This window comes from Dankookia rubra (assembly GCF_004355005.1).
GTDB lineage: Bacteria > Pseudomonadota > Alphaproteobacteria > Acetobacterales > Acetobacteraceae > Paracraurococcus > Paracraurococcus ruber_A.
This window is the reverse complement of record NZ_SMSJ01000052.1, coordinates 1-24,301: the sequence shown is the minus strand read 5'-3', so window position 1 is coordinate 24,301 and position 24,301 is coordinate 1. Positions and strand designations below refer to the sequence as shown.

24 protein-coding genes are annotated in these 24,301 nt (G+C 72.8%); 8 read left to right on the top strand and 16 right to left on the bottom strand.

Annotation, left to right across the window (positions count from 1 at the left end; genetic code table 11):
* Nucleotides 1-100 precede the first annotated feature (100 nt).
* The 3 genes from E2C06_RS25340 to E2C06_RS25330 are packed head-to-tail and all read right to left on the bottom strand — an operon-like array spanning nucleotide 101 to nucleotide 3,856.
* Nucleotides 101-2,365: a xanthine dehydrogenase family protein molybdopterin-binding subunit gene (locus E2C06_RS25340; RefSeq protein WP_133291372.1), complete on the bottom strand. Its 2,265-nt coding sequence runs from the start codon at nucleotides 2,363-2,365 to the stop codon at nucleotides 101-103.
* Nucleotides 2,365-3,384 carry an FAD binding domain-containing protein gene (locus tag E2C06_RS25335; RefSeq protein WP_133291371.1) on the bottom strand — a complete coding sequence of 340 codons (1,020 nt, stop codon included), beginning with the start codon at nucleotides 3,382-3,384 and terminating at the stop codon, nucleotides 2,365-2,367. Before E2C06_RS25335 ends, E2C06_RS25340 begins: the two co-directional genes overlap by 1 nt.
* A 1-nt stretch (nucleotide 3,385) precedes the next feature.
* Complete coding sequence (locus E2C06_RS25330) at nucleotides 3,386-3,856, bottom strand: (2Fe-2S)-binding protein (RefSeq protein ID WP_206664691.1); 471 nt, start codon at nucleotides 3,854-3,856, stop codon at nucleotides 3,386-3,388.
* A gap of 304 nt (nucleotides 3,857-4,160) precedes the next feature.
* Here E2C06_RS25330 and E2C06_RS25325 point away from each other — a divergent pair, with 304 nt between their 5' ends.
* Both E2C06_RS25325 and E2C06_RS25320 read left to right on the top strand, forming a co-directional pair.
* Nucleotides 4,161-4,922: a sulfite exporter TauE/SafE family protein gene (locus E2C06_RS25325; protein ID WP_133291369.1), complete on the top strand. Its 762-nt coding sequence runs from the start codon at nucleotides 4,161-4,163 to the stop codon at nucleotides 4,920-4,922.
* A 10-nt stretch (nucleotides 4,923-4,932) separates the two neighbouring features.
* A complete protein-coding gene (locus tag E2C06_RS25320) occupies nucleotides 4,933-6,294 on the top strand; it encodes an amidase (protein WP_133291368.1) in 1,362 nt (453 codons plus the stop codon).
* A gap of 38 nt (nucleotides 6,295-6,332) precedes the next feature.
* Here E2C06_RS25320 and E2C06_RS25315 read toward each other — a convergent pair whose 3' ends face one another.
* A complete protein-coding gene (locus tag E2C06_RS25315) occupies nucleotides 6,333-8,276 on the bottom strand; it encodes a copper amine oxidase (protein WP_165982649.1) in 1,944 nt (647 codons plus the stop codon).
* Nucleotides 8,277-8,391: 115 nt separating this feature from the next.
* Between E2C06_RS25315 and E2C06_RS25310 the strand changes: the two genes are divergently transcribed.
* Nucleotides 8,392-8,952: a peptidoglycan-binding domain-containing protein gene (locus tag E2C06_RS25310; protein ID WP_165982648.1), complete on the top strand. Its 561-nt coding sequence runs from the start codon at nucleotides 8,392-8,394 to the stop codon at nucleotides 8,950-8,952.
* Nucleotides 8,953-9,052: 100 nt separating this feature from the next.
* On the opposite strand, the gene E2C06_RS25305 is transcribed toward E2C06_RS25310, so the two are convergent.
* From E2C06_RS25305 to sdhC, 5 genes are all read right to left on the bottom strand, one after another.
* Nucleotides 9,053-10,630, bottom strand: coding sequence for an ABC transporter substrate-binding protein (locus tag E2C06_RS25305; protein WP_133291365.1), 1,578 nt, complete (start codon nucleotides 10,628-10,630; stop codon nucleotides 9,053-9,055).
* 136 nt (nucleotides 10,631-10,766) lie between these two features.
* Nucleotides 10,767-11,549, bottom strand: coding sequence for a succinate dehydrogenase iron-sulfur subunit (locus tag E2C06_RS25300; protein WP_133291364.1), 783 nt, complete (start codon nucleotides 11,547-11,549; stop codon nucleotides 10,767-10,769).
* 15 nt (nucleotides 11,550-11,564) lie between these two features.
* Nucleotides 11,565-13,376: a succinate dehydrogenase flavoprotein subunit gene (sdhA, locus tag E2C06_RS25295; RefSeq protein WP_133291363.1), complete on the bottom strand. Its 1,812-nt coding sequence runs from the start codon at nucleotides 13,374-13,376 to the stop codon at nucleotides 11,565-11,567.
* A gap of 20 nt (nucleotides 13,377-13,396) precedes the next feature.
* Nucleotides 13,397-13,795, bottom strand: coding sequence for a succinate dehydrogenase, hydrophobic membrane anchor protein (gene sdhD / locus E2C06_RS25290; protein WP_133291362.1), 399 nt, complete (start codon nucleotides 13,793-13,795; stop codon nucleotides 13,397-13,399).
* 12 nt (nucleotides 13,796-13,807) lie between these two features.
* On the bottom strand, nucleotides 13,808-14,257 hold the full coding sequence (sdhC, locus tag E2C06_RS25285; RefSeq protein ID WP_133291361.1) for a succinate dehydrogenase, cytochrome b556 subunit: 450 nt from the start codon (nucleotides 14,255-14,257) through the stop codon (nucleotides 13,808-13,810).
* Nucleotides 14,258-14,404: 147 nt separating this feature from the next.
* Here sdhC and E2C06_RS37900 point away from each other — a divergent pair, with 147 nt between their 5' ends.
* Entirely contained in the window at nucleotides 14,405-14,545 is a 141-nt protein-coding gene (locus tag E2C06_RS37900; RefSeq protein WP_165982647.1) for a hypothetical protein, read from the top strand.
* Nucleotides 14,546-14,636: 91 nt separating this feature from the next.
* Here the strand turns inward: E2C06_RS37900 and E2C06_RS25280 are convergent, their stop codons facing one another.
* Nucleotides 14,637-15,527, bottom strand: coding sequence for a calcium-binding protein (locus E2C06_RS25280; RefSeq protein ID WP_165982646.1), 891 nt, complete (start codon nucleotides 15,525-15,527; stop codon nucleotides 14,637-14,639).
* Between the two features lie 107 nt (nucleotides 15,528-15,634).
* Nucleotides 15,635-15,949 carry a DMT family transporter gene (locus E2C06_RS25275; protein ID WP_133291359.1) on the bottom strand — a complete coding sequence of 105 codons (315 nt, stop codon included), beginning with the start codon at nucleotides 15,947-15,949 and terminating at the stop codon, nucleotides 15,635-15,637.
* 74 nt (nucleotides 15,950-16,023) lie between these two features.
* Here E2C06_RS25275 and E2C06_RS25270 point away from each other — a divergent pair, with 74 nt between their 5' ends.
* On the top strand, nucleotides 16,024-16,875 hold the full coding sequence (locus E2C06_RS25270) for a DMT family transporter (protein ID WP_133291358.1): 852 nt from the start codon (nucleotides 16,024-16,026) through the stop codon (nucleotides 16,873-16,875).
* A 4-nt stretch (nucleotides 16,876-16,879) separates the two neighbouring features.
* On the opposite strand, the gene E2C06_RS25265 is transcribed toward E2C06_RS25270, so the two are convergent.
* From E2C06_RS25265 to E2C06_RS25245, 5 genes are all read right to left on the bottom strand, one after another.
* Nucleotides 16,880-18,652, bottom strand: a complete 1,773-nt coding sequence (locus tag E2C06_RS25265) for an ABC transporter ATP-binding protein (protein ID WP_133291357.1) — start codon at nucleotides 18,650-18,652, stop codon at nucleotides 16,880-16,882.
* A gap of 14 nt (nucleotides 18,653-18,666) precedes the next feature.
* A complete protein-coding gene (locus tag E2C06_RS25260) occupies nucleotides 18,667-19,989 on the bottom strand; it encodes a CCA tRNA nucleotidyltransferase (protein WP_241671464.1) in 1,323 nt (440 codons plus the stop codon).
* Nucleotides 19,986-20,237: a hypothetical protein gene (locus E2C06_RS25255; RefSeq protein WP_133291356.1), complete on the bottom strand. Its 252-nt coding sequence runs from the start codon at nucleotides 20,235-20,237 to the stop codon at nucleotides 19,986-19,988. The genes E2C06_RS25260 and E2C06_RS25255 overlap by 4 nt, the downstream gene beginning before the upstream one ends.
* 222 nt (nucleotides 20,238-20,459) lie before the next feature.
* Nucleotides 20,460-21,050, bottom strand: coding sequence for a CoA pyrophosphatase (locus E2C06_RS25250; protein ID WP_241671463.1), 591 nt, complete (start codon nucleotides 21,048-21,050; stop codon nucleotides 20,460-20,462).
* Nucleotides 21,051-21,091: 41 nt separating this feature from the next.
* Entirely contained in the window at nucleotides 21,092-21,613 is a 522-nt protein-coding gene (locus E2C06_RS25245) for a DUF1285 domain-containing protein (RefSeq protein ID WP_241671462.1), read from the bottom strand.
* Nucleotides 21,614-21,873: 260 nt separating this feature from the next.
* Here E2C06_RS25245 and E2C06_RS25240 point away from each other — a divergent pair, with 260 nt between their 5' ends.
* The 3 genes from E2C06_RS25240 to E2C06_RS25230 form a co-directional block, all read left to right on the top strand.
* A complete protein-coding gene (locus E2C06_RS25240) occupies nucleotides 21,874-22,881 on the top strand; it encodes an AAA family ATPase (protein ID WP_193560506.1) in 1,008 nt (335 codons plus the stop codon).
* A complete protein-coding gene (locus E2C06_RS25235; protein ID WP_241671461.1) occupies nucleotides 22,874-23,794 on the top strand; it encodes a DUF58 domain-containing protein in 921 nt (306 codons plus the stop codon). Before E2C06_RS25240 ends, E2C06_RS25235 begins: the two co-directional genes overlap by 8 nt.
* A 121-nt stretch (nucleotides 23,795-23,915) precedes the next feature.
* On the top strand, nucleotides 23,916-24,301 hold a 386-nt coding region (locus E2C06_RS25230), incomplete at its 3' end, for a BatA domain-containing protein (RefSeq protein WP_193560505.1).

Sequence of the window (24,301 nt, the reverse complement as noted above, 5' to 3'; positions counted from 1 at the left end):
GCGGCGGGGCGGCGTCCAGGCACCACCGGCCTGGCCGCCGCCCGCCACCGGCGGGCCGGCGATACACGCCCTGCGTGGGATCACGCAGGGCGATCGCAGGCTACAGCAGGCTCTCGATCCGGATCGGCAGCTCCCGCACCCGCTTGCCCGTGGCGTGGAAGACCGCATTGGCGATCGCGGCATTGGTGCCGACATTGCCCAGCTCGCCGAGGCCCTTGATGCCGAGCGGATTGACCTGCCGGTCTTCCTCCTCGACGAAGAGGACATCGACCTTCGGCACGTCGGCATTCACCGCGATCAGGTATTCCGCGATGTTGTCGTTGACGTAGCGGGCGCGGCGCTGGTCGATCTCGGTCGCCTCCAGCAGCGCGCCGCCCATGCCCCAGATCAGCCCGCCCATGAGCTGGCTGCGCGCGGTGCGCGGGTTGACGATGCGGCCGGCGGCGAAGGCGCCGAGCAGCCGCGGCACCCGCACCTCGGCGGTGCGGCTATGGACGCGCACCTCGACGAACTCGGCACCGAAGGCGGCCATCGCGACCTCCTTGCCCTCGAGGCCTGCGCCCAGCGCCTGGCGGCCCTGGTAGAGCTTCTTCAGCGAGTCCGGCGGCAGGCCCTTCGGGATGTTCTCGGCAGAGATCTCGATCGCGCCGTTGCTGGCGCGGCCCATGGCGTCCGCGATCGGCTCCGCCGTGCCGTCGGGGGCGCGCAGCGTGCCGTCCACCAGCCGCAGGGTCGCGGGGTCGCGGCCCTTCAGCGGGCCGTCCTGCGCCGCGGCGGCCAGGCGGGCGCGGATCTGCTCGCAGGCCTGCATCACCACGGTGCAGACGCTGGCGGTGACGTTCGAGCCGCCCGAGACCGGGGCGGGCGGCAGCTCGCTGTCGCCCATCTCGACCACCACCTTCTCCAGCGGCAGGCCGAGCCCTTCCGCTGCCGCCTGGGCGACGACGGTATAGGTGCCGGTGCCGATGTCATGCGCCGCGGTCTGCACCCGCGCATGGCCGTTCGGCGTCAGCGTCACGCGCGCCGTCGCGGCGCCGAGATGCGTGGGGTAGATGGTCGAGGCGCAGCCGACGCCCACCAGCCAATCACCGTCCCGCATGCTGCGCGGCTCGGGGTTGCGCTGCTTCCAGCCGAAGGCCTCGGCACCGCGGTCGAAGCATTGCATCAGGCTGCGGCTGGTATAGGGCAGGCCCTTGATCGGCTCGTGCATCGTGTCGTTGACGCGGCGCAGCTCGATCGGGTCCATGCCGAGCTTCACCGCCAGCTCGTCCATCGCGCTTTCCAGCGCGAACATGTAGGGCACCTCGGGCGGCGAGCGCATGAAGCCCGGGGTATTGCGGTCGGCATGCAGGATGCTGACCTTGGTGCGGATGTTCGGGCAGGCATACATGCGGCAGGTCGTCTGGGTGCCCGCCACCTTGTAGGGGTCGGGGCGGGAGGTGACCTCCACCCCCTCGTGCACCAGCGCCACCAGCTTGCCGTCCTTGTCGGCACCGAGCTTGACGTGCTGCCGCGTCTCCGCCCGGTAGGTGGCGATGGTGAAGCCCTGGTCGCGCGTCGCCACCAGCTTCACCGGCCGGCGCAGCCGGCGCGCCGCGACCGCGACCAGCGCGGTGCGCTGGGTCAGCGAGCCGCGCGAGCCGAAGGCGCCGCCGATGAAGGGGCTCTCGACACGCACCAGCGAAGGATCCATCCCGAGCTGCGCGGCGATGCCGTTCCGCAGGCCATGGACGTACTGGCTGCCCTCCAGGATGGTCAGCCGGCCATTCTCCCAGGATGCCGTCGTGGTGAAGAGCTCGATCGGGTTGTGGTGCTGCGTCGGCGTGGCGTAGTCGGCCTCGACCGTTACCGCAGCGGTGGCGAGGGCGGCATCGGCATCGCCCACCGCCGGATCCTCGAAGCTGCCCTTGGAGGCGTCCTTGGCGCTGACGAGCTCGGCGCCCTCGGCATCGAAGCCGGCGGCGGGATTTTCCTCGGCATAGTGGACGTGCAGCCGGTAGGCGCCCTCGCGCGCCTGCTCGTAGGTCTCGGCCAGGACCATGGCGACGATCTCGCCGTCGTGGTGGACGCGGTCATCCTCCAGCGGTCGCATGGTGGTGGAGGTATAGCCGCCGCCGGCGAAGAAGCCGGCGTCCTGCACCTCGCCCCGCATGTTGCGGTGGGTCAGGATGTCGAGCACGCCGCTGACCTGGCGCGCCTCCGCCTCGTTGATCTCGGTGACCCGTCCGCGCGCGATGGCGCTGGTGACGAGGAAGGCCCAGGCCGGGTTCGGCACTGCCATGTCGGAGGCGTAGTGCGCCGTGCCGGTCACCTTGGCCCGCCCGTCGACGCGGACCGGGCTCTGGCCGATCATTCCCTCGGGCATCAGGCGATCTCCATCCGCTTGGCCTCGAGCAGCGCGCGCACCAGCGTGCGGCGGCCGAGCTCGGGCTTGTAGTCGTTCTCGCCATGGGTCTTCGCGTCGCGGAAGGCGGCCTCGGCCGCGCGTTCCGCACTCGCTTCGTCCAGCACCTGGCCGGCGAGCGCCGCCTCGGCCGCCGTCGCGCGCCAGGGCACCGTGGCGACGCCGCCGAGCGCGATGCGCGCCTGGCGGACCTTGTCGCCATCCAGGTCGAGCGCCACGGCGGCCGAGGCGGCGGCGAAGGCGTAGCTCTCGCGGTCGCGCACCTTCACGTAGCGGGACCGCCGCGCCCAGGGGCCAGCGGGGATGGCGAAGCCGGCGATCATCTCGCCCGGGTTCAGCGTGGTCTCAACATCCGGGCGGTCGCCGGGCTGGCGGTGCAGCTCGGCGAAGGGAATGCGGCGGGCACCCTGCGGCCCCTCGATCTCCACCACGGCATCGAGCGCGATCAGCGCCTGGGCGAAGTCGCCGGGATAGCTGGCGATGCACTGCTCGGAGGTGCCGAGCACGGCGTGCAGCCGGTTGTAGCCGTCCAGTGCGGCGCAGCCCGATCCCGGGTTGCGCTTGTTGCAGGCGGCATAGCTGACATCGCGGAAGTAGCTGCACCGCGTCCGCTGCAGCACGTTGCCGCCGAGGCTTGCCATGTTGCGGATCTGCCCGCTGGCGGCGAGCATCAGGCTCTCGGCCACCACCGGGAATTCACGCCTGACCGCGGCGTCGTCGGCGACCGCCGCCATGCGGGCCAGCGCGCCGAGCCGCAGCCCCTGCGCGTCCGCCTCGATGGCGGAGAGCTTCGGCGCCAGGGTGTTGATGTCGAGCACCCGCTCCGGCCGCAGCACGTCGAGCTTCATCAGGTCGAGCAGCGTGGTGCCGCCGGCCAGCAGCATGGTCGGCACCGGCGCGGCGCGGCTGGTGGCGGATTGCGGGACGCCGCGCCGCACCGCGGCCTGGTCCGGCACGCGTTCATAGCTGAAGGGCCGCATCTCAGGCCCTCCCCATCTGCGGCTTGGCGGCCTGGATCGCCTCGACGATGTTGGGATAGGCGGCGCAGCGGCAAAGATTGCCGGACATGTACTCGCGGATCTGCTCCGGCTTTTCCGCATGGCCTTCCTGCACGCAGCCGATCGCCGACATGATCTGGCCGGGCGTGCAGTAGCCGCACTGGAAGGCGTCGTGGTCGAGGAAGGCCTGCTGCATCGGGTGCAGCGCGCCGTCGGCGCCGGCGAGGCCCTCGATCGTCGTCACCTCCTTGCCCTCGGCCATCGCCGCCAGGGTCAGGCAGGACAGCACGCGGTGGCCATCGAGCAGCACGGTGCAGGCGCCGCACTGGCCCTGGTCGCAGCCCTTCTTGGCCCCGGTCAGCGCCAGGTGCTCGCGCAGCGCATCCAGCAGGGTGACGCGCGGGTCGAGCGTCAGCGGGTGCGCCTTGCCATTGATGTGCAAGGTCAGCGTCATGTCGGGCCTCTCCTTCAGGGGCAGGCTGGGCGGGGCAGGCTGGGCAGCGGCCTGGCGCGGGGCCAGGAACGGCGCCGCGGCGCCGACGCCCAGCAGGCCGCGTCGGCCGAGGCCGCCTTCGTCGGGCTGCGAAGTCATAGGAGGGAATGCTCCGGCGTCGTCCGGAAGCGCGAACGGCGCCGACCGGAAATGGTTGCATCGTGGGATGGGTTGCGGCGCTCGCACGCCTGCCATCGCTAACGAGGATCAGGACCACGGGATGCGCCCCTTTCCGCCAGCGGCATGGCGGGCGAGGATGCCGGCGATGGACCTCCTCCCCGCCCTGCCGAGCGGCGCGACCCTGGGCTGGCTGCTGGCGGCGGCGCTGGCGGGCGGGCTGGCGCGCGGCTTCTCCGGCTTCGGCGCGGCGCTGATCTTCGTGCCTCTCGCCTCGATCGGGCTCGGCACCCGGCAGGCGGCACCGCTTATGCTGGTGCTGGAAGTATTGGCGGTGGCGCTGCTGACGCCGGCGGCCTGGCGGATCGCCGACCGGCGGGAGGTGGGCTGGCTGGCGCTCGGCGCGGCGGCGGGGACGCCGCTCGGGGCCGCCGTGCTGGCGCTGGCCGACCCGCTGGCGCTGCGCTGGGGCGTGGCGCTGGCGATCCTCGGCCTGCTCGGGCTGCTGGTCACCGGCTGGCGGTTCCGCGGCGTGCCGTCGCGGCCGGTCACGCTGGGCGTCGGCCTCGCCGGGGGCGTGCTGGGCGGCGTCGCCATGGTCAGCGGGCCGCCGGTCATGGCCTACCTGCTGGGGCGGGAGGGCACGGCGCGGCAGCTGCGGGCGGATTTCGCGCTGTACCTGGCGGCCGGCGCGGTCTTCGCCGGCATCGCCTACGCCGCGGCGGGTCTGCTGGGCCCGGCGCTGGTCGCGCCGGTGCTGGTGGCGGCGCCGGCCTATTGGCTCGGCATCCTCGGCGGGACGCGGATCTTCGGCCTGGCGAGCGAGCGGGCATTCCGCCACGCCTGCTTCGGGATGATCGCGCTGGCGGCGCTGCTCAGCCTGCCGGCCTGGGACGGGTTGCTGCGATAGGGAGCGGGACATGGCCGGCTACTCACCAAAGGACTTCCAGGCGCTGCGCTGGCACGACGCCACGCCCGCCTTCCGCGACGGCACCGACACGCCGCGCGCCTACCTCGAACGCTGCCTGGAGACGATCGCGGCGCGGGAGCCGGCGGTGCAGGCCTGGGTGGTGCGGAACGAGGCCGGCGCGCGCGACGCGGCGGATTCCAGCACGGCGCGCTGGCGGGCCGGGCGGCCGCTCTCGCCGATCGACGGCATGCCCGTCGGGATCAAGGACCTGCTCGAGACGCGCGACATGCCGACCGGGATGGGCTGCGCCGGCTACAAAGGCAACTTCCCGAAACGCGACAATGCCGCGGTGACGGCGCTGCGCGAGGCCGGCGCGGTGGTGCTCGGCAAGACGGTGACGACGGAGCTCGGCGGGGCGCATCCCGGGCCGACGACCAACCCCTTCGACGTCAGGCGCACGCCGGGCGGCTCCTCCTCCGGCTCGGCGGCGGCGGTCGCGGCGCGGATGGTGCCGGCGGCGATCGGCACGCAGGTCGGCGGCAGCATCATCCGGCCCGCGGCCTATTGCGGCAATGTCGCGCTGAAGCCGAGCCAGGGTGCGATCAACCGCGGCGAAAGGCAGGCGACGAGCCAGAGCACACATGGCGTCCATGCCGGCTGCATCGAGGACATGTGGCTGGTGGCGATGGCGATAGCATCGCGGGTCGGCGGCGATCCGGGGCGCGCGCCGCTGTCCGGCCCCGCCGCGCCGCCGGTGCCGCGGCGGCCGGAACGGCTGGTGGTGATGGAGACGGAGGGCTGGGCGGAGCTCGACGCGGCCAGCAAGGCGGCCTTCGCCGCGCTGCTGGCGCGGCTGGAGGCGGCGGGCATCACGCTGGTCCGCCGCGGCGACCACCCGCTGGCGGAGCGCTTCGAGCAGGGCATCACCGATGCCCGCGCCATCAGCGGCGCGATCACCGGCTGGGAGAATCGCTGGAACACCCGGAACCTGCTGGAGCAGGACCCGGACGGCATCAGCGCCCGGGCCAAGGCGGTGCTGGCGCGGGCGGAGGCGATGACGGTGGCCGACTACCAGGCGGCGCTGGCGATGCGGGAGGAGGCGCAGGCGCGCCACGCGCGGATCGCGCCGCTGGCGGATGCGGTGATCGCCCTCGCCTGCCCCGGCCCCGCCCCGGTCTTCGACGCGGAGTCCGCGCGCCCGACCGGCGACGTCGCCTTCAACGCGCCGAGCTCGATGCTCTTCGCGCCCGTGGTGACCGTACCGCTGCTGGCGGTGGACGGCATGCCGGTCGGCGTCCAGCTGATGGGGCAGCCAGGCCAGGATGCGGGCACGGCTGCCCTCGCCCGGTGGCTGCTGGACTCGGAAAAATAGAAGGGGCCCGGGGGGGGATGCCTCCCCCCGGATCTTCCTTACTGCCGGAATTCCCGCCGCAAGGTCATCGCCGGGTTCCGCGTGAAGAACCCATAGGGCTTCAGCTCGATCCGGTGCCACTTGGTCGGCAGCACCGGCCAATCCTCCGGCCGGGTCAGGTGGTGGAAGCCCATCGTCGCCCAGACCACCAGGTCGGCATTGTCGATCGAGCGTCCCTGCGCGACGAAGCGCGGCAGCCCGTCGCCGCCCTGCGCCTGGTTCGGCCAGGGACCCGCGGCGTGCCGCTCCGCCGCGTCATATCCGGTGACCCAGAGCGGCGCGCCGGTGAAGGCGGCGCGGCGTTGCGGAAAGTCCCGGCGGTCGAGCAGCGAGGTCGCGCCATGGCCGAGGATCACCTCGTAGCCCGGGTTGTGGCCGAGCGAGGTGGTGGTGCCGGGATTGACCACGCGCCAGGTCTCCGGGCCGTGGCCGGGCTCGACCGCGCCTTCCCGCGGCATCGGGATGCGCTCCGGCGCCCAGAGGCTGCGGCGCGGCGTGCCGGCCTCGGCGGCGCGCGGCGCGAGCCTCTCGCGCAGGAAGCTGTTGGCCTGGCCGTCCACGTCGAGGTCCAGGCGGAAGGAGATGTAGTGGTCGTGCCAAATGCCGACCGCGCCCGGCGCGACCAGCGTGCCGGTCGTCACCTCCGCCGCCGCGCCGGGGTCCGCCATGCTCTGCGCTGCGACGCCGCGCACCGCGTCCATGCCCGTCGCGCCGACATCGATGCGGATCTCGCCGCGCGCGGTGAAGACCCAGTCCATGACGTAGTCGTAGTTGCCGACGGTCGGGATGCTGCGCACCACCAGCTCGACCTCCGGCCGGCCCTCGTAGGTCTGATCGACGATCTCGGCATGGCGCCAGGCGGGGGCGCCGGTATTGCGCTCGAAGACGCAGAGCGCGCGGGGCAGGACCAGCGGCTTGCCGTCGTCGCCGGGCAGGGTGGCATCCAGGAAGTTCGCATGCGCCGGGCAGTCGGTGCCGGCCTGCAGTTCCGAGGACAGCGCGCCGAAGCCGTACTCGCCGATATCCATGTAGGAGCGGAAGTACCAGGCCTCGGAGGCATCCATGTAGGGGACGAACATCTCGGAGGCATGGCCCTGGTAGAGCACCATGCGGTCGCGCCCGTCCTCCGCCCAGCGCGCCAGCGAGACGACCGGGCCGAAGCGGCGGTCGAGCCGCAGGTGGAAGCGCCAGTGGTCCCAGGATAGCTGGTGGCCGGCGATGACGGCGTTGCCGCCCAGCGGCGCCGATTGCAGCACCGGCCTCATCGGCGCGCGCAGGTCGGGGAAGGACGCCTCGTCGGCACGGTCCGGCCCGGCGCGCACCGGCACCACGCCGGTATCGACCACGCGGACCACCGCGCCGGCGCCGAGGTCGACGATGGCGAAGAGGCCCTCGATCGGCCGGCCGTGCACGGTGGTGCGGGCGCCGCCGGTTTCGTAGCAGGGCACGCGCAGCAGGCGGCGGCCGCGCTCCTCCGCCGTGTCGAACCAGCCAACGGTCAGCGGCGCGCAGAACAGCGTGCCGAAGGCGGTGTAGCCGCGCTTCCGCATGGCGGCCTGCCATTCGGGATGCGCCATGGTGAGCTTCGCCGCGGTCTCCCATTCCTCCAGCAGCACGCCGGACTGGGCATCGGCGATGCTGCGCGGGCCGTCGATGCGGCCGGTGGCCAGGTCCACCTCCGCCTCGGCCATGCCGGTGCCGCGGCGGAGCACGACATGGGCGCGGCGCGGCGGCGCTTGGCCGGCGAGCACGGCGGGCTTGGGCGGCTCGGCCAGGTCCACCGCGACGAAGCGGGTGGCGTCATCGGCGGCGCCGGCACGGCGCAGCGCGGCGACCGCCGCCCCGATCTCCGCCGCGTCCAGCGGGTCGAGCGGATGTGCCGCGGCGACGCCGCCAAGCGCCAGCCATGCCGCCAGCCCCCAATGCGCCCAGCCTGCCCTCATGCCCCGCCCCCTGTCCGTCGCGGTCCGCATCACAGCCGCTTCGCCATCGAACCGCGAGGGATTTCGCGTGTTCGGGCGGATGGTCTCGGAAACGGATGGGGAAGGATACGCAGTCATGCGAACAAGGTTCGGGATGGTGGCGGTGGCGGCGGTGCTCGCCGGCCCGGTGCTGGCCCAGCAGGCGCCGGCGCTGCTCTATACCCAGCCGCTGGCGCCGGCGGCGGTGACGGCGGTGCAGGAGAAGCTGCGCCAGGCCGGCGCCTATAGCGGGCGGGCCGACGGTGTCTGGGGGCCGGACAGCCAGGCGGCGCTGGAACGCTTCCAGTCGACGCATGGGCTCATGACCTCGACCCAGCTGAACCCGGCCACCGCAGCGACGCTGGGCCTGGCGCCGAGCGAGCTGTTGGCGGCGGGCCCGGGCGCCGGTCCGGCCCCGGGTACCCCGGCGGCCATGGCGACCGAGCCGCTGAACCAGGCGGCGGTGCGCAACATCCAGACCCGGCTGAAGGCGCTGAACTTCTACCAGGGCAATGTCGACGGCGCCTGGGGCGCCAGCACCCAGGCGGCCATCGAACGCTTCCAGCAGGGCCGCGGGCTGCAGGCGACCGGGCAGATGAACCCGGTCACGGCGCGGGAGCTGGGGCTGGACCCGGCGAATCTCGGCGCGGGCCGCTAGAGCAGATCCCGATCCGGTGGCCTCACCTGATCGGTCAAGGAGGCTCGCAAGAACAAGCGGCTGGAGCGGTTGCCGTGAGCCAGGGCGAACGGAAGCCGCTCTAGTCCGCGGGACGCACCCCCATGGCGATGGTGCGTTCGTCCATCCGCGGATCGTGCCGCAGGCCGCGCCTGTGCGCCCAGGTGTTCACGTATTGCAGGAGCTGGATCATCGGCTCCTGCCGCGCGTAATAGGCCACCGCCTCGCGCCAGATCGCCTCGCGCGCCTCGTCGTCCATGGTGGCGGCGCCCCGCGCCAGGAGATCGTCGATCACCGGGTCGGAATGCCGCGTCATGTTCGAGGCGCCGGTGAGCTTCGCCCGGTCATAGGTCGAGACAACGGCGAGCAGGTAGTTCGACGCCTCGCCCGTGCTGCTGCCCCAGGCGCCAAGCTGCGTCGCATGCTCCTGCCGGGTGCGGCGGGGGACGAAGGCGGCGAAGGGCATGGCATCCACCTGGGTCCGCACGCCGATCCGCGTCCACATCTGCGCCACCGCCTGCGACAGCCGCGCGTCGTTCGGCCAACGGTCGTTGGGCGTGGCCAGCGTCAGGCGGAAGCCCTCGGGGAAGCCGGCCTCGGCCAGCAGGCGGCGGGCGGCCTCCGGGTCGAAGGGCGCGGGCCGCACATCCGGGTTGTAGCCGAAGGCGCCGCGCGGCAGCCATTGCGCGGTCGCCTCCGCCGCGCCGTCCATCGCGCGTTCCACCAGCGCCTCGCGGTTGATGGCGAGCGACAGCGCATGGCGCACCCGCGGGTCGAGGAAGGGATTGCGCGGCAGCGGCGTGCCGGCATTGTCGGTGACCAGCGGCGTCGCGCCGGTGCGGGAATAGTCGGGCGAGAGGAAGACGGTGCGCAGCGAGGCGATCTCGGTGACCACCAGCTTCGGCTCCCGCTTCAGCCGGGCGAGGTCGGTGGTCGGGATCTGCTCGATCAGGTCGACATCGCCGGCGAGCAGGGCGGCGGTCCTGGCGCCGTCGTTCAGCAGGAAGCGGAGCGTCACGCGCGACCAGGGCTCGCGCCCGCCCCACCAGGCCTCGTTCCGCGCCAGCTCGACCCGGTCGCCGGAGCGGTAGGCCGCAAGCCGGTAGGGGCCGGTGCCGACCGCCGCCCTGCCGCTGTTGTAGTCATCGGACTGCGCCCCCTCCGCGGCGTGGCGGGCGATGATGCTGACCGAGGCGAGGTCGAGCGGCAGCAGCGGGTGCGGCTGGCGGGTGTGGATGCGGATGGTGTGGGCATCCACCACCTCGGTCCGCTCGATGGCGCGGAGGAAGCCGCCGAAGCCGCCGGGACTGTTCGGCACGTTCGGGGCGCGCTCGAAGGTGAAGACCACGTCGTCGGCGGTGAAGGGGCGGCCGTCATGCCAAGTGACGCCCTGGCGCAGCCTGAACTCCCAGACGGTGCCGGAGACGGCGCGGTAGCTCTCGGCGAGACCGGGGCGCGGCCGGGCGCGCGAGTCGCGCTCCACCAGCCGGTCGAAAATATGGTTCCCGAGCGCGTTGTTCGGCCCGAGGTTGTGGTAGTGCGGGTCGACCGTGGTGACCGCGGCGGCATTGCCGATCACCAGCGTATCGGGCGCTCGCTGGGCGGCGGCGGGCATGGCCGCGAGGAACAGGGCCAGGGCGGCGTGGCGAAGGCGCGGCATCGTCTGTCTCCCGGTGGCCTTTTCGGCTTCGGGGAAGATGGTAGGGACGCGGCCTGTCCCTGCCAAAGAAAAACCCCGCCGGGCTGACGCCGGGCGGGGTCTTCGATCCGGGGTCGACCGGGATGGCGGCGGGGGATCAGGTTTCCCGCTCGACCAGCATCTGCTTGATCTTGCCGATCGCGGCGGCCGGGTTCAGCCCCTTCGGGCAGGTCCGGGCGCAGTTCATGATGGTATGGCAGCGGTAGAGCCGGAACGGGTCCTGCAGGTCGTCCAGGCGCGCGCCGGTCGCCTCGTCGCGGCTGTCGGCGATCCAGCGATAGGCCTGCAGCAGCACCGCCGGGCCGAGATAGCGGTCGCCGTTCCACCAGTAGGAGGGGCAGGCGGTCGAGCAGCAGAAGCACAGGATGCACTCCCACATGCCGTCGAGCTTGGCGCGCTCCTCCTTGCTCTGGCGGCGTTCGGCATCCGGCGGCGGCGGCGTGTCCGACTTCAGCCAGGGCTCGATGCTGCGGAGCTGCGCGTAGAGCTGCGACAGGTCGGGCACCAGGTCCTTCACCACCGGCAGGTGCGGCAGCGGGCTGATCTTCACGTCGCCCTTCACGTCCTCGATCGGCTTGAGGCAGGCGAGGGTGTTCAGCCCGTCGATGTTCATCGAGCAGGAGCCGCAGATGCCCTCCCGGCAGGAGCGCCGGAAGGTCAGCGTGCTGTCGACCTCGTTCTTGATCTTGATGATCGCGTCGAGGACCATCGGGCCGCACTTGTCGAGGTCGATCTCGAAGGTGTCGGTTCGCGGGTTCTCGCCCGAATCGGGATCGAAGCGGTAGATCCTGAAGGACTTGACGTTCTTCGCGCCCGGCTCGGCCTTGTAGGACTTGCCCTGCTGGATCGTCGAGTTCTTCGGCAGCGTAAAGGTAGCCATGGGGGAAATGCTTCCTTAGTAGACCCGGGCCTTCGGCGGGAAGACCTGGACCTCGTTGGTCAGGGTGCGCATCTTGACGTCGCGGTAGTCGAGCTTCACGCCGCCCTTCTCGTCGACCCAGGCGAGGGTGTGCTTCATCCAGTTCTGGTCGTCGCGCTCGGGGTAGTCCTCCTGCGCATGGGCGCCGCGGCTTTCCTTGCGGGCCTCGGCGCCGTGGATCGTGGTCAGCGCGTTGCCGATCAGGTTGTCGAGCTCGAGCGCCTCGACCAGGTCGCTGTTCCAGATCAGCGAGCGATCGGCGATCTTGATGTCGCCGTAGCCGGCATGGACCTTGTCCATCTTCTCCACGCCCTCCTTCAGCAGCTCGGAGGTGCGGAACACCGCGGCATGCGTCTGCATGGTCCGCTGCATGGTCAGCCGCAGCTCGCCGACCGAGGTGCCGCCCTTGGAGTTGCGGACGCGGTCGAGCCGGTCGAGCGCCGCCTGCCCGGCATTGGACGGCAGCGTCGGCTGGGAGGCACCCGGCTTGATCGTCTCGGCCGCCCGGTGCGCCGCGGCACGGCCGAAGACCACCAGGTCGAGCAGCGAATTGGTGCCGAGCCGGTTGGCGCCGTGCACGGAGACGCAGGCCGCCTCGCCCACCGCCATCAGGCCGCGCACCACGCGGTCCTGGTCCTTCGCCGTCGGGTTCAGGACCTCGGTGTGGATGTTGGTCGGGATGCCGCCCATGTTGTAGTGGACGGTCGGCAGCATCGGGATCGGCTCCTTCGTCACGTCCACGCCCGCGAAGATCTTCGCGGTCTCGGAAATGCCGGGCAGCCGCTCGTGCAGGATCTCGGCGCCGAGATGCTCGAGATGCAGGTGGATGTGGTCCTTCTCCGGGCCGACGCCGCGGCCTTCCCGGATCTCGACCGACATGGCGCGGGAGACGACGTCGCGGGACGCGAGGTCCTTCGCGGTCGGCGCGTAGCGCTCCATGAAGCGCTCGCCTTCGCTGTTCGTGAGGTAGCCGCCCTCGCCGCGGGCGCCTTCCGTCACCAGGCAGCCGGAGCCGTAGATGCCGGTCGGGTGGAACTGGACGAACTCGTTGTCCTGCAGTGGCAGGCCGGCGCGCAGCACCATGCCGCCGCCGTCGCCGGTGCAGGTATGGGCCGAGGTGCAGGAGAAGTAGGCGCGGCCATAGCCGCCGGTCGCCAGCACCACGGTCTGGGCGCGGAAGCGGTGGATGCTGCCGTCTTCCAGGCACCAGGCGGTGACGCCGCGGCAGACGCCGTCCTCGTCCATGATCAGGTCGAGCGCGATGTACTCGACGAAGAACTCGCAGTTATGCTTCAGCGATTGCTGGTACAGCGTATGCAGGATGGCATGGCCGGTGCGGTCGGCGGCGGCGCAGGCGCGCATCGCCGGGGTCTTGCCGTAGTCCTGCATGTGGCCGCCGAAGGGGCGCTGGTAGATCCGCCCGTCCTCGGTCCGGCTGAACGGCACGCCGTAGTGCTCGAGCTCGATGATCGCCGGGATCGCCTCGCGGCACATGTATTCGATGGCATCCTGGTCGCCCAGCCAGTCCGACCCCTTCACGGTGTCGTACATGTGCCAGCGCCAGTCGTCCTCGCCCATGTTGCCGAGCGCGGCGCCGACGCCGCCCTGGGCCGCGACGGTGTGGCTGCGGGTCGGGAAGACCTTGGTGATGCAAGCCGTCTTGAGGCCCGAGGCGCCCATGCCGAAGGTCGCGCGGAGCCCGGCGCCGCCGGCCCCCACCACCACCACGTCATAGGTGTGGTCGACGATGCGGTAGGCGCCGCGGGAAGGTGAGGTGATCGCGTTCATGGTCGGTATCCCTATCCGCCTCAGACCGCGATCCGGAGGACCGCGAGCGCCGAGGCGATCGCCAGCAGCCAACAGATGGCCTTGATCGCCAGAATGGAACCCACCTTGACCCATTCCTGGTTCGCATAGTCCTCCATGATCACCTGCATGCCTGCCGCCGTGTGGTGGAAGGCGAGCGCGATCGAGGCCAGCAGCAGCACCGCGTTGACGGGGTGGGCGATCCAGGCCCGCGCCTCCTCGTACGGGGCGCCAGCGAGCGAGGCGGCCGACAGCGCGAACCAGAGGGTCAGCGGCAGCAGGGCGGCGGAGGTGACGCGCTGCATCCACCAGTGATGCGTGCCGCCCTTGGCGGAGCCGAGCCCGCGCACCCGGCCGAGCGGCGAGCGGAGCACGGTGTTCTTGGCGTATTCATTGGCCATGGTGGGGATCCCTCAGCTCGCCCAGGCGATGATGGCGACCAGCCAGGTCAGCACGGTCATCACGGCGGTGGCCACCAGCACGGCGCGGCCGGACTTGTAGGTGGTCGGCAGGTCGTAGCCGTAGCCCGCATCCCAGGCGAGGTGCCGGACACCGTTCAGCGTGTGGTACCAGGCCGCCGCGGTCAGCCCGACCATCCCCAGCACGCCGAGCCAGGAAGAAAGGAACCAGGACACCGCGCCATAGGCGCCGGGCCCGGTCGCCGTGGCGACCAGCCACCAGACCAGGATCACCATACCCACGCTCCAGATCACGCCGGTGATACGGCTGGCGATCGACAGCGCGCTGGTCAGCTGCATCATGTCGTACACCTGCAGGTGCGGCGACAGGGGCCGGCGGATGGGCGTGCCGTCGGTGCGGCGACCTTCCATGGTCGCCTCGCGCGAGTCCTGCATGATGGACATGGATGTCTTTCGCTCCTGGGATTGGCCGCGCGCGGTGCGGCTTCCATGTGACACGCCTTCTATTGTGCCCTGCGGCGAAGCGTCAATTGCGCCCCCGGACGTTTGTCGTGGTGGACAAGCCAAGTGTAGGAATATTACCCTACACCCATGCCCGACCAGCCACCTCCGGACCCGTCCCCGCCGCCGCCCCCGCATTGGTTGCAGCGGCTGCGCCCCTGGGCGGAGCTGCTGCACCGGCTGCTGGTCGCGATCGCCGCAGCGATCGCCATCTGGAAGGGGCTGGGGTGAGGGTCACGATCGCCGGCACACCGCCCTAAGCCCCGACAGCTGCGCCGGTTCGTTGCCGGCCGCGGTCCGGTGCCGAATAAGCGGCGCCCGATCAGGCCAGGATGAAGTCGCCGGCCTCTAGCACATGCCGCCCGGCCAGCTCGATCTCCCGCAAGGGGGCCGGCGCCTGGGAGGCGTCGCCGAAGGGTGCGAGGACCTGCACCAGGGTCGTGCAGCCGTCGATCTCATAGCGGACCTGCAGCGCCCTGCTGTCGCCGAACCCTTCCGTTCCAAGAAAGTCGGGCGGCGGTTGCCCGCCCGGGCCCGGGAAAAAGTTCCGGTAGGCGGCGAGATCGATCCGGTCCAGGCCCTCCCGGAAATCGAGGATGACGTCGCGCTGGCCGGGTCCGGCGCCGGTATCGGCGGTGAAGCTGGTGCCCTCGGGCTCCAGGCTGCGGCCGAAGACGAAACGGTCCGCCCCGGCGCCGCCGGCCAGGGTATCGACGCCGACGCCGCCGACCAGCGTATCCGCGCCGCGTCCGCCAAACAGCAGGTCGGCGCCCCCGCCGCCGCGGATCAGGTCGTTCCCGGCCCCGCCGACCAGCAGATCCGGCCCGTCCGCGGCGATGAGGTTGCCGCTGCCGACCGGGCTGACATCGGACGCGCCATAGCCCTCGATGGTGTCGTTCCCGGCCCCGCCCAGCACGGTATCCGCGCCGAAGCCGGCGGTGACCCTGTCGTCGCCGGCACCGGCCAGGATCAGGTTGTCGCCCGGCCCGAGCGGGCGGGCGCCGGGAAAGGGGCCGAACTCGCTCGGCTGGACCGGCCCGCCGGGGCGGGGGATGGTGTCGCCGGCGATGACGTCGCGGCCGGCGCCGCCGAGGATGATGTCGTCAGCCTCGCGGCCGATCAGGACATCCGCGCCGCCGCGGCCGAGGATGAGATTGCCGCCCTGGTCGCCGGACAGCACGTCGGGCCCCGGGCCTCCCGTGAAGACAGGCATTGTTGCATTCCTCCGGCAGGCCGGCGTCCTGCCGCCCCGCATCGGGCGGAAGCCCCGCGCCCGCCCGCCGCGTCAGCCGGGGCGGACACGGCTGCGCGACACGACGCTCAGGTGGCCAGCTTCAGCCCGGCCACCCCCGCCAGGATCAGCGCCAGGCAGAGGATCCGCGTGGCGGTGGCGGGGTCGCCCTCCACCCCCATGCCCCAGAGCGCGGTGCCGACGGCGCCGATCCCGACCCAGACGGCATAGACCGTGCCCATCGGCAGCACCTGCAGGGCGCGCGACATGCAGTAGAAGCTGACCGCCATGGCGCCGAGCGTCGCCGCGCTCGGCCCGAGGCGGGTGAAGCCATGGGTGTATTTCAGCAGCACCGCCCAGACGATCTCGAAACTGCCGGCGACGCCCAACCAGACCCATGCCATTCGGTGCTCTCCCGGCTTGACAGCGGCCGGTTTCCCCGGCGCGGTGCGGCGGAGGAAACGCAGCCCAGGGCCGGATGACCAGCGCCATTCTCTTCGCCCTGCTCTGCAACCTGCTCTATGCCGTCGGCTATGCGCTGGCGAAGTTGCTGTCCGGCAGCCTCGACCCGCTGGAGATCACCTTCCTCCGCAGCGCGCTGGTGCTGGTGGCGGCCATGGGCGTCACCGGCGCCCGGCCCGGGACGGGCGCGGCCTGGCGGCATGCGCTGGCGCCGCCGCGGGCCTGGGACCAGCGGCTGGCGGCGCTCGCGCTGATCGCCTCCACCACCATCAGCGTCTTCGGCTATGCGCTGCTGCCGGTGACCGAGGCCTCGGCGCTGGGCTTCACCGGCCCGATCATCCTGACCGCCTGCGGCGCGCTGCTGCTGCGGGAGCGGGTGGACGGCCGGCGCTGGGCGGCGCTGGGCTGCGGCTTCGCCGGCATGGTGGTGATGCTGCGGCCGGGCGGCGGGCTGTTCGCCGTGACCTCGCTGGTGCCGGTCGCCGCGGCGCTGGCCTATGCGCTGTACCAGGTGCTGGTCCGGCGGCTGCGCGGCGTGGCAAGCGCGAACGACGCGCTGGTGCAGGGTGCCTTGTGCGGGACGCTGCTGCTGGCGCTGCCGGCGCTGGTGGCGTGGCGGATGCCCTCGGTCCCGGTGCTGGCGCTGGTGGTGGTCTTCACCGCGGTGCAGACGGCAGCGCTGGCGGCGCTCGCCGCCGCGGTGCGGCGGGCCGAGGTCTCGGCGATCGCGCCCTGGCACTACTCGCGGCTGGTGTTTGCCCTGGCGATGGACGCGCTGCTGTTCGGCCGGGTGCCACCGGTCGAGGCGCTGGCGGGGGCCGCGCTGATCGCGGCCGGCGGGCTGGTGCTGCTGCGGCGGCCGGGGTGACGGCTCAGGCCGCCGCCGCGACCTCCCCGCCGAAGGCCTGCGTCCGCACCAGCCGGGCGTAGAGCCCATCCCCGGCCATCAGCGCCGCATGGGTCCCCTGCTCCACCGCGCGGCCGTCCTGCATCACCACGATCCGGTCGGCCTCCCGCACCGTCGCCAGCCGGTGGGCGATGACCAGCGTGGTCCGGCCCTGCCGCAGCCGCGCGAGCGCCGCCTGCACCAGCGCCTCGTTCTCGGCGTCGAGGGCGCTCGTCGCCTCGTCCAGCAGCAGCACCCGCGGGTCGCGCAGCAGGGCGCGGGCCAGCGCCACCCGCTGCTTCTGCCCGCCCGACAGCCTGCCGCCGCCGGTGCCGAGCGGCGTCCGGTAGCCCTCGGGCAGCGCCGCGATGAAGTCGTGCGCCGCGGCCGCCCGCGCCGCCGCCTCGACCTCGGCCGCCGTCGCGCCGGGCCGGCCGCAGGCGATGTTGGCGAAGGCGGTGTCGTCGAACATCACCGCGTCCTGGCCGACATAGGCGATGGCGTCGCGCAGCGAGGCCAGGGTCACCGTCCGCACGTCGGCGCCGTCGATCCGCACCGCGCCCGCGGTCGCGTCGTACAGGCGCGGGACCAGCGCCAGCGCGGTCGACTTGCCGGCGCCGGAGGGCCCGACCAGCGCCACGGTCTGGCCGGGCTCGGCGGCGAAGCTCAGCCCCTCCAGCGCCGCATCGGGCGTGCCGTCGTAGCGGAAGCCGACATCGGCGAACTCCACCCGGCCATGCCCCGGGGGCAGCGGCACCGCATCCGGCGCATCCCGCACCTGCCGCGGCACGTCGATCACGGCGAAGACCCGGGACAGGCCGGCCAGCCCTTCCTGCAACGCGGCGTTCAGCGAGCCCAGCGCCCGCGCCGGCCGGGCCGCGATCAGCAGCGCCGCGACGAAGCCGGTGAACTCGCCGATCGTCCCCTGGCCCGAGGCGACGCGCCAGCCGACGAAGCCCAGCACCGCGGCGACGGCGAAGCCGCCAAGTGCCTCCAAGGTGGGGTCGAGGCTGGCGCGGGTGCGGGCGATGGCGAACAGGCTCTCGCGCAGCCGGGCAAAGGCGCGCCCGGCGCGGGCTTCCTCCTGCGCCTCGAGCCGATAGGTGCGGACCACGCGGGCGGCGGCGAAGCTTTCGGTCAGCTGCGCCGCGGTCTCCCCCATGCGTTCCTGCATCCCGCCCGAGGCGCGGCGGATGCGCTTGCCGAGGCGGAGGATCGGCACGATGGCGATCGGGTACATCGCGGCGGCGATCAGCGACATCTGCCAGTCCAGCCAGACCATCGACCCGACCAGGCCGACGACGGTCAGGATGTCGGCCGCGCCGTTGATCGACTTGGTCAGCGCCTCCCGGATCGCCGCGGCATCCACGGTGAAGCGGGTGGCGTGCCGGGCCGGCGCGTCGCGCACCACGCTGGCCAGGTCGGCCCGGGTCAGGGCGCGGAACAGGTCGGATTGCAGCGCCTCGATCACCCGCAGCACCACCGACTGCACCGCGACGGCCTGGCCGAACTGGGCCAGGGCCTTGGCGCAGGTGACGAGGATGATCACCACCGGCAGCAGCCAGATCAGGTCCGGATCGGCATTGCTGAAGCGGTCGAAGCCCTGCTGGATGACGATCGGATAGAGCGCCGTCAGCCCGGCCAGCGCCAGGGTGCAGAGCACGGCCAGCAGGATGCCGCGGCGGTGCCGCGCCAGGTAGTCGCGCAGCAGGCGGCGGATCAGGGCGCGGGAGGAAGCGTCAGCGGGAAGGGCGGCCATGGCGGCGGGGGGTATCAGATCGCCGAGCGCCCGGCCAATTCCCGCAACCGCGCCCGGCAGGCCTCGGCATCGTCGGCGCAGCCGCGCGCGAGCCACCAGGCGCGGGTGGCGGCCAGCAGCCGGCCGATCTCCGGGCCGGGCGGCAGGCCGAGGGCCAGGGCGTCCCTGCCCTGCAGCGGAAAGACCGGCCGCGGCAGGGCGGCCAGCCGCGCGGCCAGTCCCGCCCAGTCCCCGGGCGGCGCGGCGCCTGCAGGGCCGGGCGGGAGGCTCCTCCGGGCCTCGGGCAGCGCCCCGGGTGCCGCGGCATGGCGGGCGTCGCTTGCGGAATCCGATCCGGCGGCGGCCCCGGCCGCGCTGCGGAGCCAGGAGCGGACCAGCAGCGTCTCCGCATCGGCCTCGGTCAGCAGCCGGTTCAGCGTGGCGGCGTCGGCCCTGCCCGGCTCGACGGTCCCGCCGTGCCGGTAGCCGTCGAGCCGCGCGGCCTCCTCGCCGGAGAGGCGCAATCGCTGCGCCAGCGCCGGCAGGTCGACCTCCGGCCGCAGCATCGCGGCCAGGCGGACCAACGGGGATTGCGGCAGGCCGGAGGAGAGCAGCAGGCCGAGCCGGCCGGGCCAGGCGCCCTCCGGCAGCACCGCCGCCAGCACCCCGGTCTCCGCCATCGACGCCAGCGCTTCGGCCGGGTCGGGCGCCGCCAGCAGGCGCTTCAGCTCCATCCAGACCCGCTCGGCCGAAAGCCGGGCCAGGCCCGGCACCGCGGCGCGGATCGCCGCCAGCGCCGCCGGGTCGGGCGCGCCGCGGCCGTAGCGGGCCTGGAAGCGGAAGAAGCGCAGCGCCCGCAGGGTGTCCTCGGCCAGCCGCGTGGCCGGATCGCCGACGAAGCGCACCCGCCCGGCCGCCAGGTCCGCCCGGCCGCCGAAATAGTCCCAGAGCGCACCGTCGGCGGCCATCGACATGGCATTGAAGGTGAAGTCGCGCCGCGCCGCGTCCTCCCGCCAGTCGGTGGTCCATTCGACCTCGGCATGGCGGCCGTCGGTCGCCACGTCGCGCCGCAGGCTGGTCACCTCGACCGGGACATGGTCGAGCACCGCGGTCACGGTGCCATGCGCGAGGCCGGTCTCGAAGACCCGCAGCCCCGCCCTGCGCAGCCGCGCGGCGACGGCATCGGGCGGCAGCGGGGCGCCGACATCGACATCCTGCACCGGCCGCCCCGCCAGCACGTCGCGCACCACGCCGCCCACCGCCCGCGCCCCGGGCAGCGCCGCCAGCACCGCCGCCGGTGCGCCGTGCTGCAGGATCCCGGGCGGGGCGCGGCGCTCGGCAGGCGGGTCCTGGCTCACCGCGCCGGTTCCAGGTGACCCGGCACCACGCGGCCATCCGGGCCGAGCTGCGCCGGCACGTAGACCTCGTGCGGGCGCATCGAGACCGAGAGCCCGAACCAGACCGCGAAGACGAACATCAGCAGCACGCCGATCACCCCGGCGAGGAGGAAGCGCGGCCCGGGCTCGATCCCCGGATTGAACCAGCGCCACAGCGCATAGGCGGCGAAGGGCAGCAGAAACAGCAGGAATTCGATGAGGTAGGGCATCGGTGCGCCATCAGCGGGGTGACATCATGCCACGACAACGCACCAGCCGCGCCTCCCGCCGATGACGCCTGCAAGCGCTCCGGTTCAGACCTTCGCGCTCCGGTCATCGGCTTGAAAAGCAGTCCGATTCAGGCCCCCGCGCCCCGCGGCGCTCCGGTCATCGTCTTGCGGAGCGGTCCGGTTCAGGCCTCCGCGCCCCGCGGCGCTCCGGTCATCGGACCGCTAATGCCCGCGCAGCACGCGGGCCAGGTTGACCAGGATCGCCGCGGTCGCGCCCCAGATGTAGTGCCGCTCATGCGGCCAGACCCAGAAGGTCCGGGTCCGCCCTTTCCATTCCGCCGTCCGCCGCTCCGGCGCCTCGGGGTCGAGGATGACCGAGAGCGGCAGCTCAAAGGGCTCCTCCACCTCGCGCGGGTCGGCCACCAGGTTCAGCGGCGGCGGCACCAGGGCGACGACCGGGGTGATGTGGAAGCCCGTGCCCGTATGGTGTTCCGGCAGCCGCCCGAGCAGTTCGGGCAGCCGGGGGTCGAGCCCGACCTCCTCCGCCGCCTCCCGCACCGCCGCGGCCTCGGGCGTCTCGCCGGCCTCGATCCGGCCGCCGGGGAAGCTGACCTGGCCGGCATGGGCCGAGAGCTTCGCCGCCCGCAGGGTCAGCAGGATGCTGGGCTGCGGGTGCAGCACGATCGGCACCAGCACCGCGGCGTGCTTCAGCGCCTCGGCCCGGAAGCCTTCGGAATCGTTGAACTCGGTGGTGCCGACCAGGGCAAGCGCCGCCGGGTCGGCCATGCGCGCGGCGATCTCCGCAGGTGTCACGCCGCCGCAGCCCCCTCAGCCATCCGCCCCGGCAGCCCGCATCATTCCGCCGCGACATCCAGCGCGCCGATCTCGTCGATCGGGAAGAAGACGCCCTCGCTCCAGACGCCCAGCACCTCGCGCCCGTCGAGGATCTCGGTCTGGCCGAGCGCCACCAGCTCGTAGAAGACCGCGCGGTTGATCTTCGCTTCCAGCCCCGGCCGGACGGTGATGTAGGGCCGCGGCTCGCGGGTCTTCGGGCAGAGGTGGACGCGGATCGGGTGCTCGGCATCGGCGGTGACGAGCTGGTCGAGGTTGGTGCGGAAGGTCAGGCATTGCCGCGGGCGGCCGTCGCCGCAGTCGCAATCCTTCCACCACATCTCGACCGCGACGAAGGGCGCGTCCTCGACCTCGATCCGGCCACGCTCCACCGGGGTTTCCAGCCAGTAGCTGCCGTCCGGGTCGCGCCGCAGCACGCTGGCGAACAGGCAGACCAGCTCCTTCCGGCCGATCAGCCCGCCCTCGTGGTACCAGGCGCCGTTGCGGTCGATCCGGATCGCGTAGTTGCCGACCTCATGCTTCACCCTGGGGTTACCCGTGCCAGGGCCTGCCGCCGGGACAGCCGCGACCCGATGCGGGCCATCCGCGGGCCTCATACCGTTCTGCACGCCTGCCTCCCCATTCACTGCTTTGTCTGCGCCGCCCCTGGCCATAGGCTTGCCCATTCACATGTCTCACACGTCCGGGTGACGCCATGTCCCCGGAGCGTCGCCAGGGACGCTGCGCCGCCAATATAGGGATCGGGTCTGGGATGATTGAAGTGGCCGGGACCACGAAGGACAGCATGAACGGGAACTCGACGCTTGCCAGCGACCCCGCTTCCCTGGTGGCGGAGGTCGAGGCGCTCGGCGAACGCCTGCAGCGCGTGAGGGATTCGGTCGGCCGCGTCATCTTCGGCCAGCAGGAGGTGGTGGAGCACACGCTCATCACCCTGCTCTCCGGCGGGCATTGCCTGCTGGTCGGCGTTCCGGGCCTCGGCAAGACCAAGCTGGTGGAGACGCTGGGCTCGGTGCTCGGGCTCGATGCCCGGCGGGTGCAGTTCACCCCCGACCTGATGCCGGCCGACATCATCGGCTCCGAGGTGCTGGAGGAGGCCGAGGACGGCCGCCGCGCCTTCCGCTTCCTGCCCGGCCCGGTCTTTTGCCAGCTGCTGATGGCCGACGAGATCAACCGCGCCAGCCCGCGCACCCAGTCCGCCCTGCTGCAGGCGATGCAGGAGCAGAAGGTCGCGGTCGCCGGCCATGTCCATCCGCTGCCGCTGCCTTTCCACGTCCTGGCGACGCAGAACCCGATCGAGCAGGAGGGCACCTACCCGCTGCCGGAAGCCCAGCTCGACCGCTTCCTGCTCGAGGTCGAGATCACCTACCCGGACGAGGCCGCCGAGCGCGCCATGCTGCTGGCGACCACCGGCGCGCGCGACGACCGCCCCGTCCAGGCGCTGACCGCGGCCGAACTCATCGCGGCCCAGGCGCTGATCCGCCGCATCCCCGTGGGCGAGGGCGTGCTGGACGCCATCCTCCGCCTGGTGCGCGGCGCGCGGCCGGAGCATTCCGCCGACCCGATGATCCGCAAGCAGCTCGCCTGGGGTCCCGGGCCGCGCGCGGCGCAGGCGCTGATGCTGGCGACCCGGGCGCGGGCGGTGCTGGACGGCCGCCTGGCGCCCTCGGTCGAGGACGTGCTGGCGCTGGCCCAGCCGGTGCTGCGGCACCGCATGGCGCTGAACTTCTCGGCGCGCGCCGAGGGCGTGCAGGTCGCCGAAGTGATCGAGACGCTGAAGGCCCAGCTTGGCTGAGCCGGGCAAAGCGGGCCCGGGCAAGGCGCTGTCCCCCGGCACCGCCGCGCTGCGCGCCGAGGCCCTCGGCGCCCGTCTGCCGCCGCTGGTGGTCGCCGCCGACCGGGTCGCCGCCACCGTGCTGCAGGGCGTCCACGGCCGCCGCCGGGCCGGCCAGGGCGACGCCTTCTGGCAATTCCGTCCCTTCCTGCCGGGCGACGCCGCCGGGCGGATCGACTGGCGGCAGAGCGCCAAGTCGGACCGCCTCTTCATCCGGGAGACGGAGTGGGAGGCGGCGCAGACCATCGCGCTCTGGTCGGATGCCTCGCGCTCGATGGAATGGGTCTTCTCCGCCGACCGCCATACCAAGCGGGAGCGCGCCGACCTGCTGACCGCGGCGCTCGGCGCGCTGGCGCTGCGCGGGGGCGAGCGGGTGCGGCTGATCGGCGGCGCCGGGCGCAGCCATGCCGGCCGGGCCGGGCTGACCTCGCTGGTCGAGACCATGACCACCGTGGTCAAGTCGCGCGCCCTGCCGATGCCGGACCACAGCCTGCCGCGCCACGCGCGGGCGGTGCTGATCGGCGACTTCATGGCGCCGCTGCCGGAGATCCATGCCGCGGTCGCGGCGCTGGCCGCCTGGCCGGTGCGCGGCCATATCCTGCAGGTGCTGGACCCCGAGGAGGAGACGCTCGGCCAGGGCAACCGCGCCTATGCCGGCCGCGTCCTGTTCGAATGGGGCGGCGCGGCTGGCCAGGCGATCCTGGTCCCCCGGGTCGAGGAGGCCCGCCCGGTCTATGTCGAGCGCCTGCGCCATCACCGCGAGGGGATCGCCGCCATCGCCGCCGCCGCCGGCTGGGGCTTCATGACGCATCATGTCGACCAGCCTCCACAGACGGCCTTGCTGGCCCTGTGGCAGGCCCTCGCGCCACAATAGCGGCTGACCGCGTGGACCCCCCCGTCATGCAGCAAGGCAACCAGGTTCCACGCTCCGGGGTTGTGGCCGCCGGTCCTGCCGCTCCGGCACGGATGCCTGCCGCGATCGTCACGGCTTCCCAATGCTAAGTCTCGGTCCCGTCGCCTTCGCCGCCCCCTGGCTGCTGCTGGCCCTGCCGGCGCTGCCCATCCTCTGGTGGCTGCTGCGGGTCACCCCGCCGGCGCCGCGCCGCATCGCCTTCCCCGCGCTGCGCCTGCTGCGCGACCTGCCGGTCACCCAGGAGACCCCGGCCCGCACGCCCTGGTGGCTGCTGCTGCTGCGGATCGTGGCCGCCGCCCTGCTGATCCTCGGCCTGGCCCAGCCGGTGCTCGGCCCCGGGGTCGGCGGCGCCGCCGGCCAGGGCACGCTGTTGCTGGCGATCGACGACGGCTGGGCCGCGGCGGCCGACTGGCCGGCCCGCATGGCCGCGGCCGGCGGCGCGCTCGACCGCGCGGGGCGCGAGGGCCG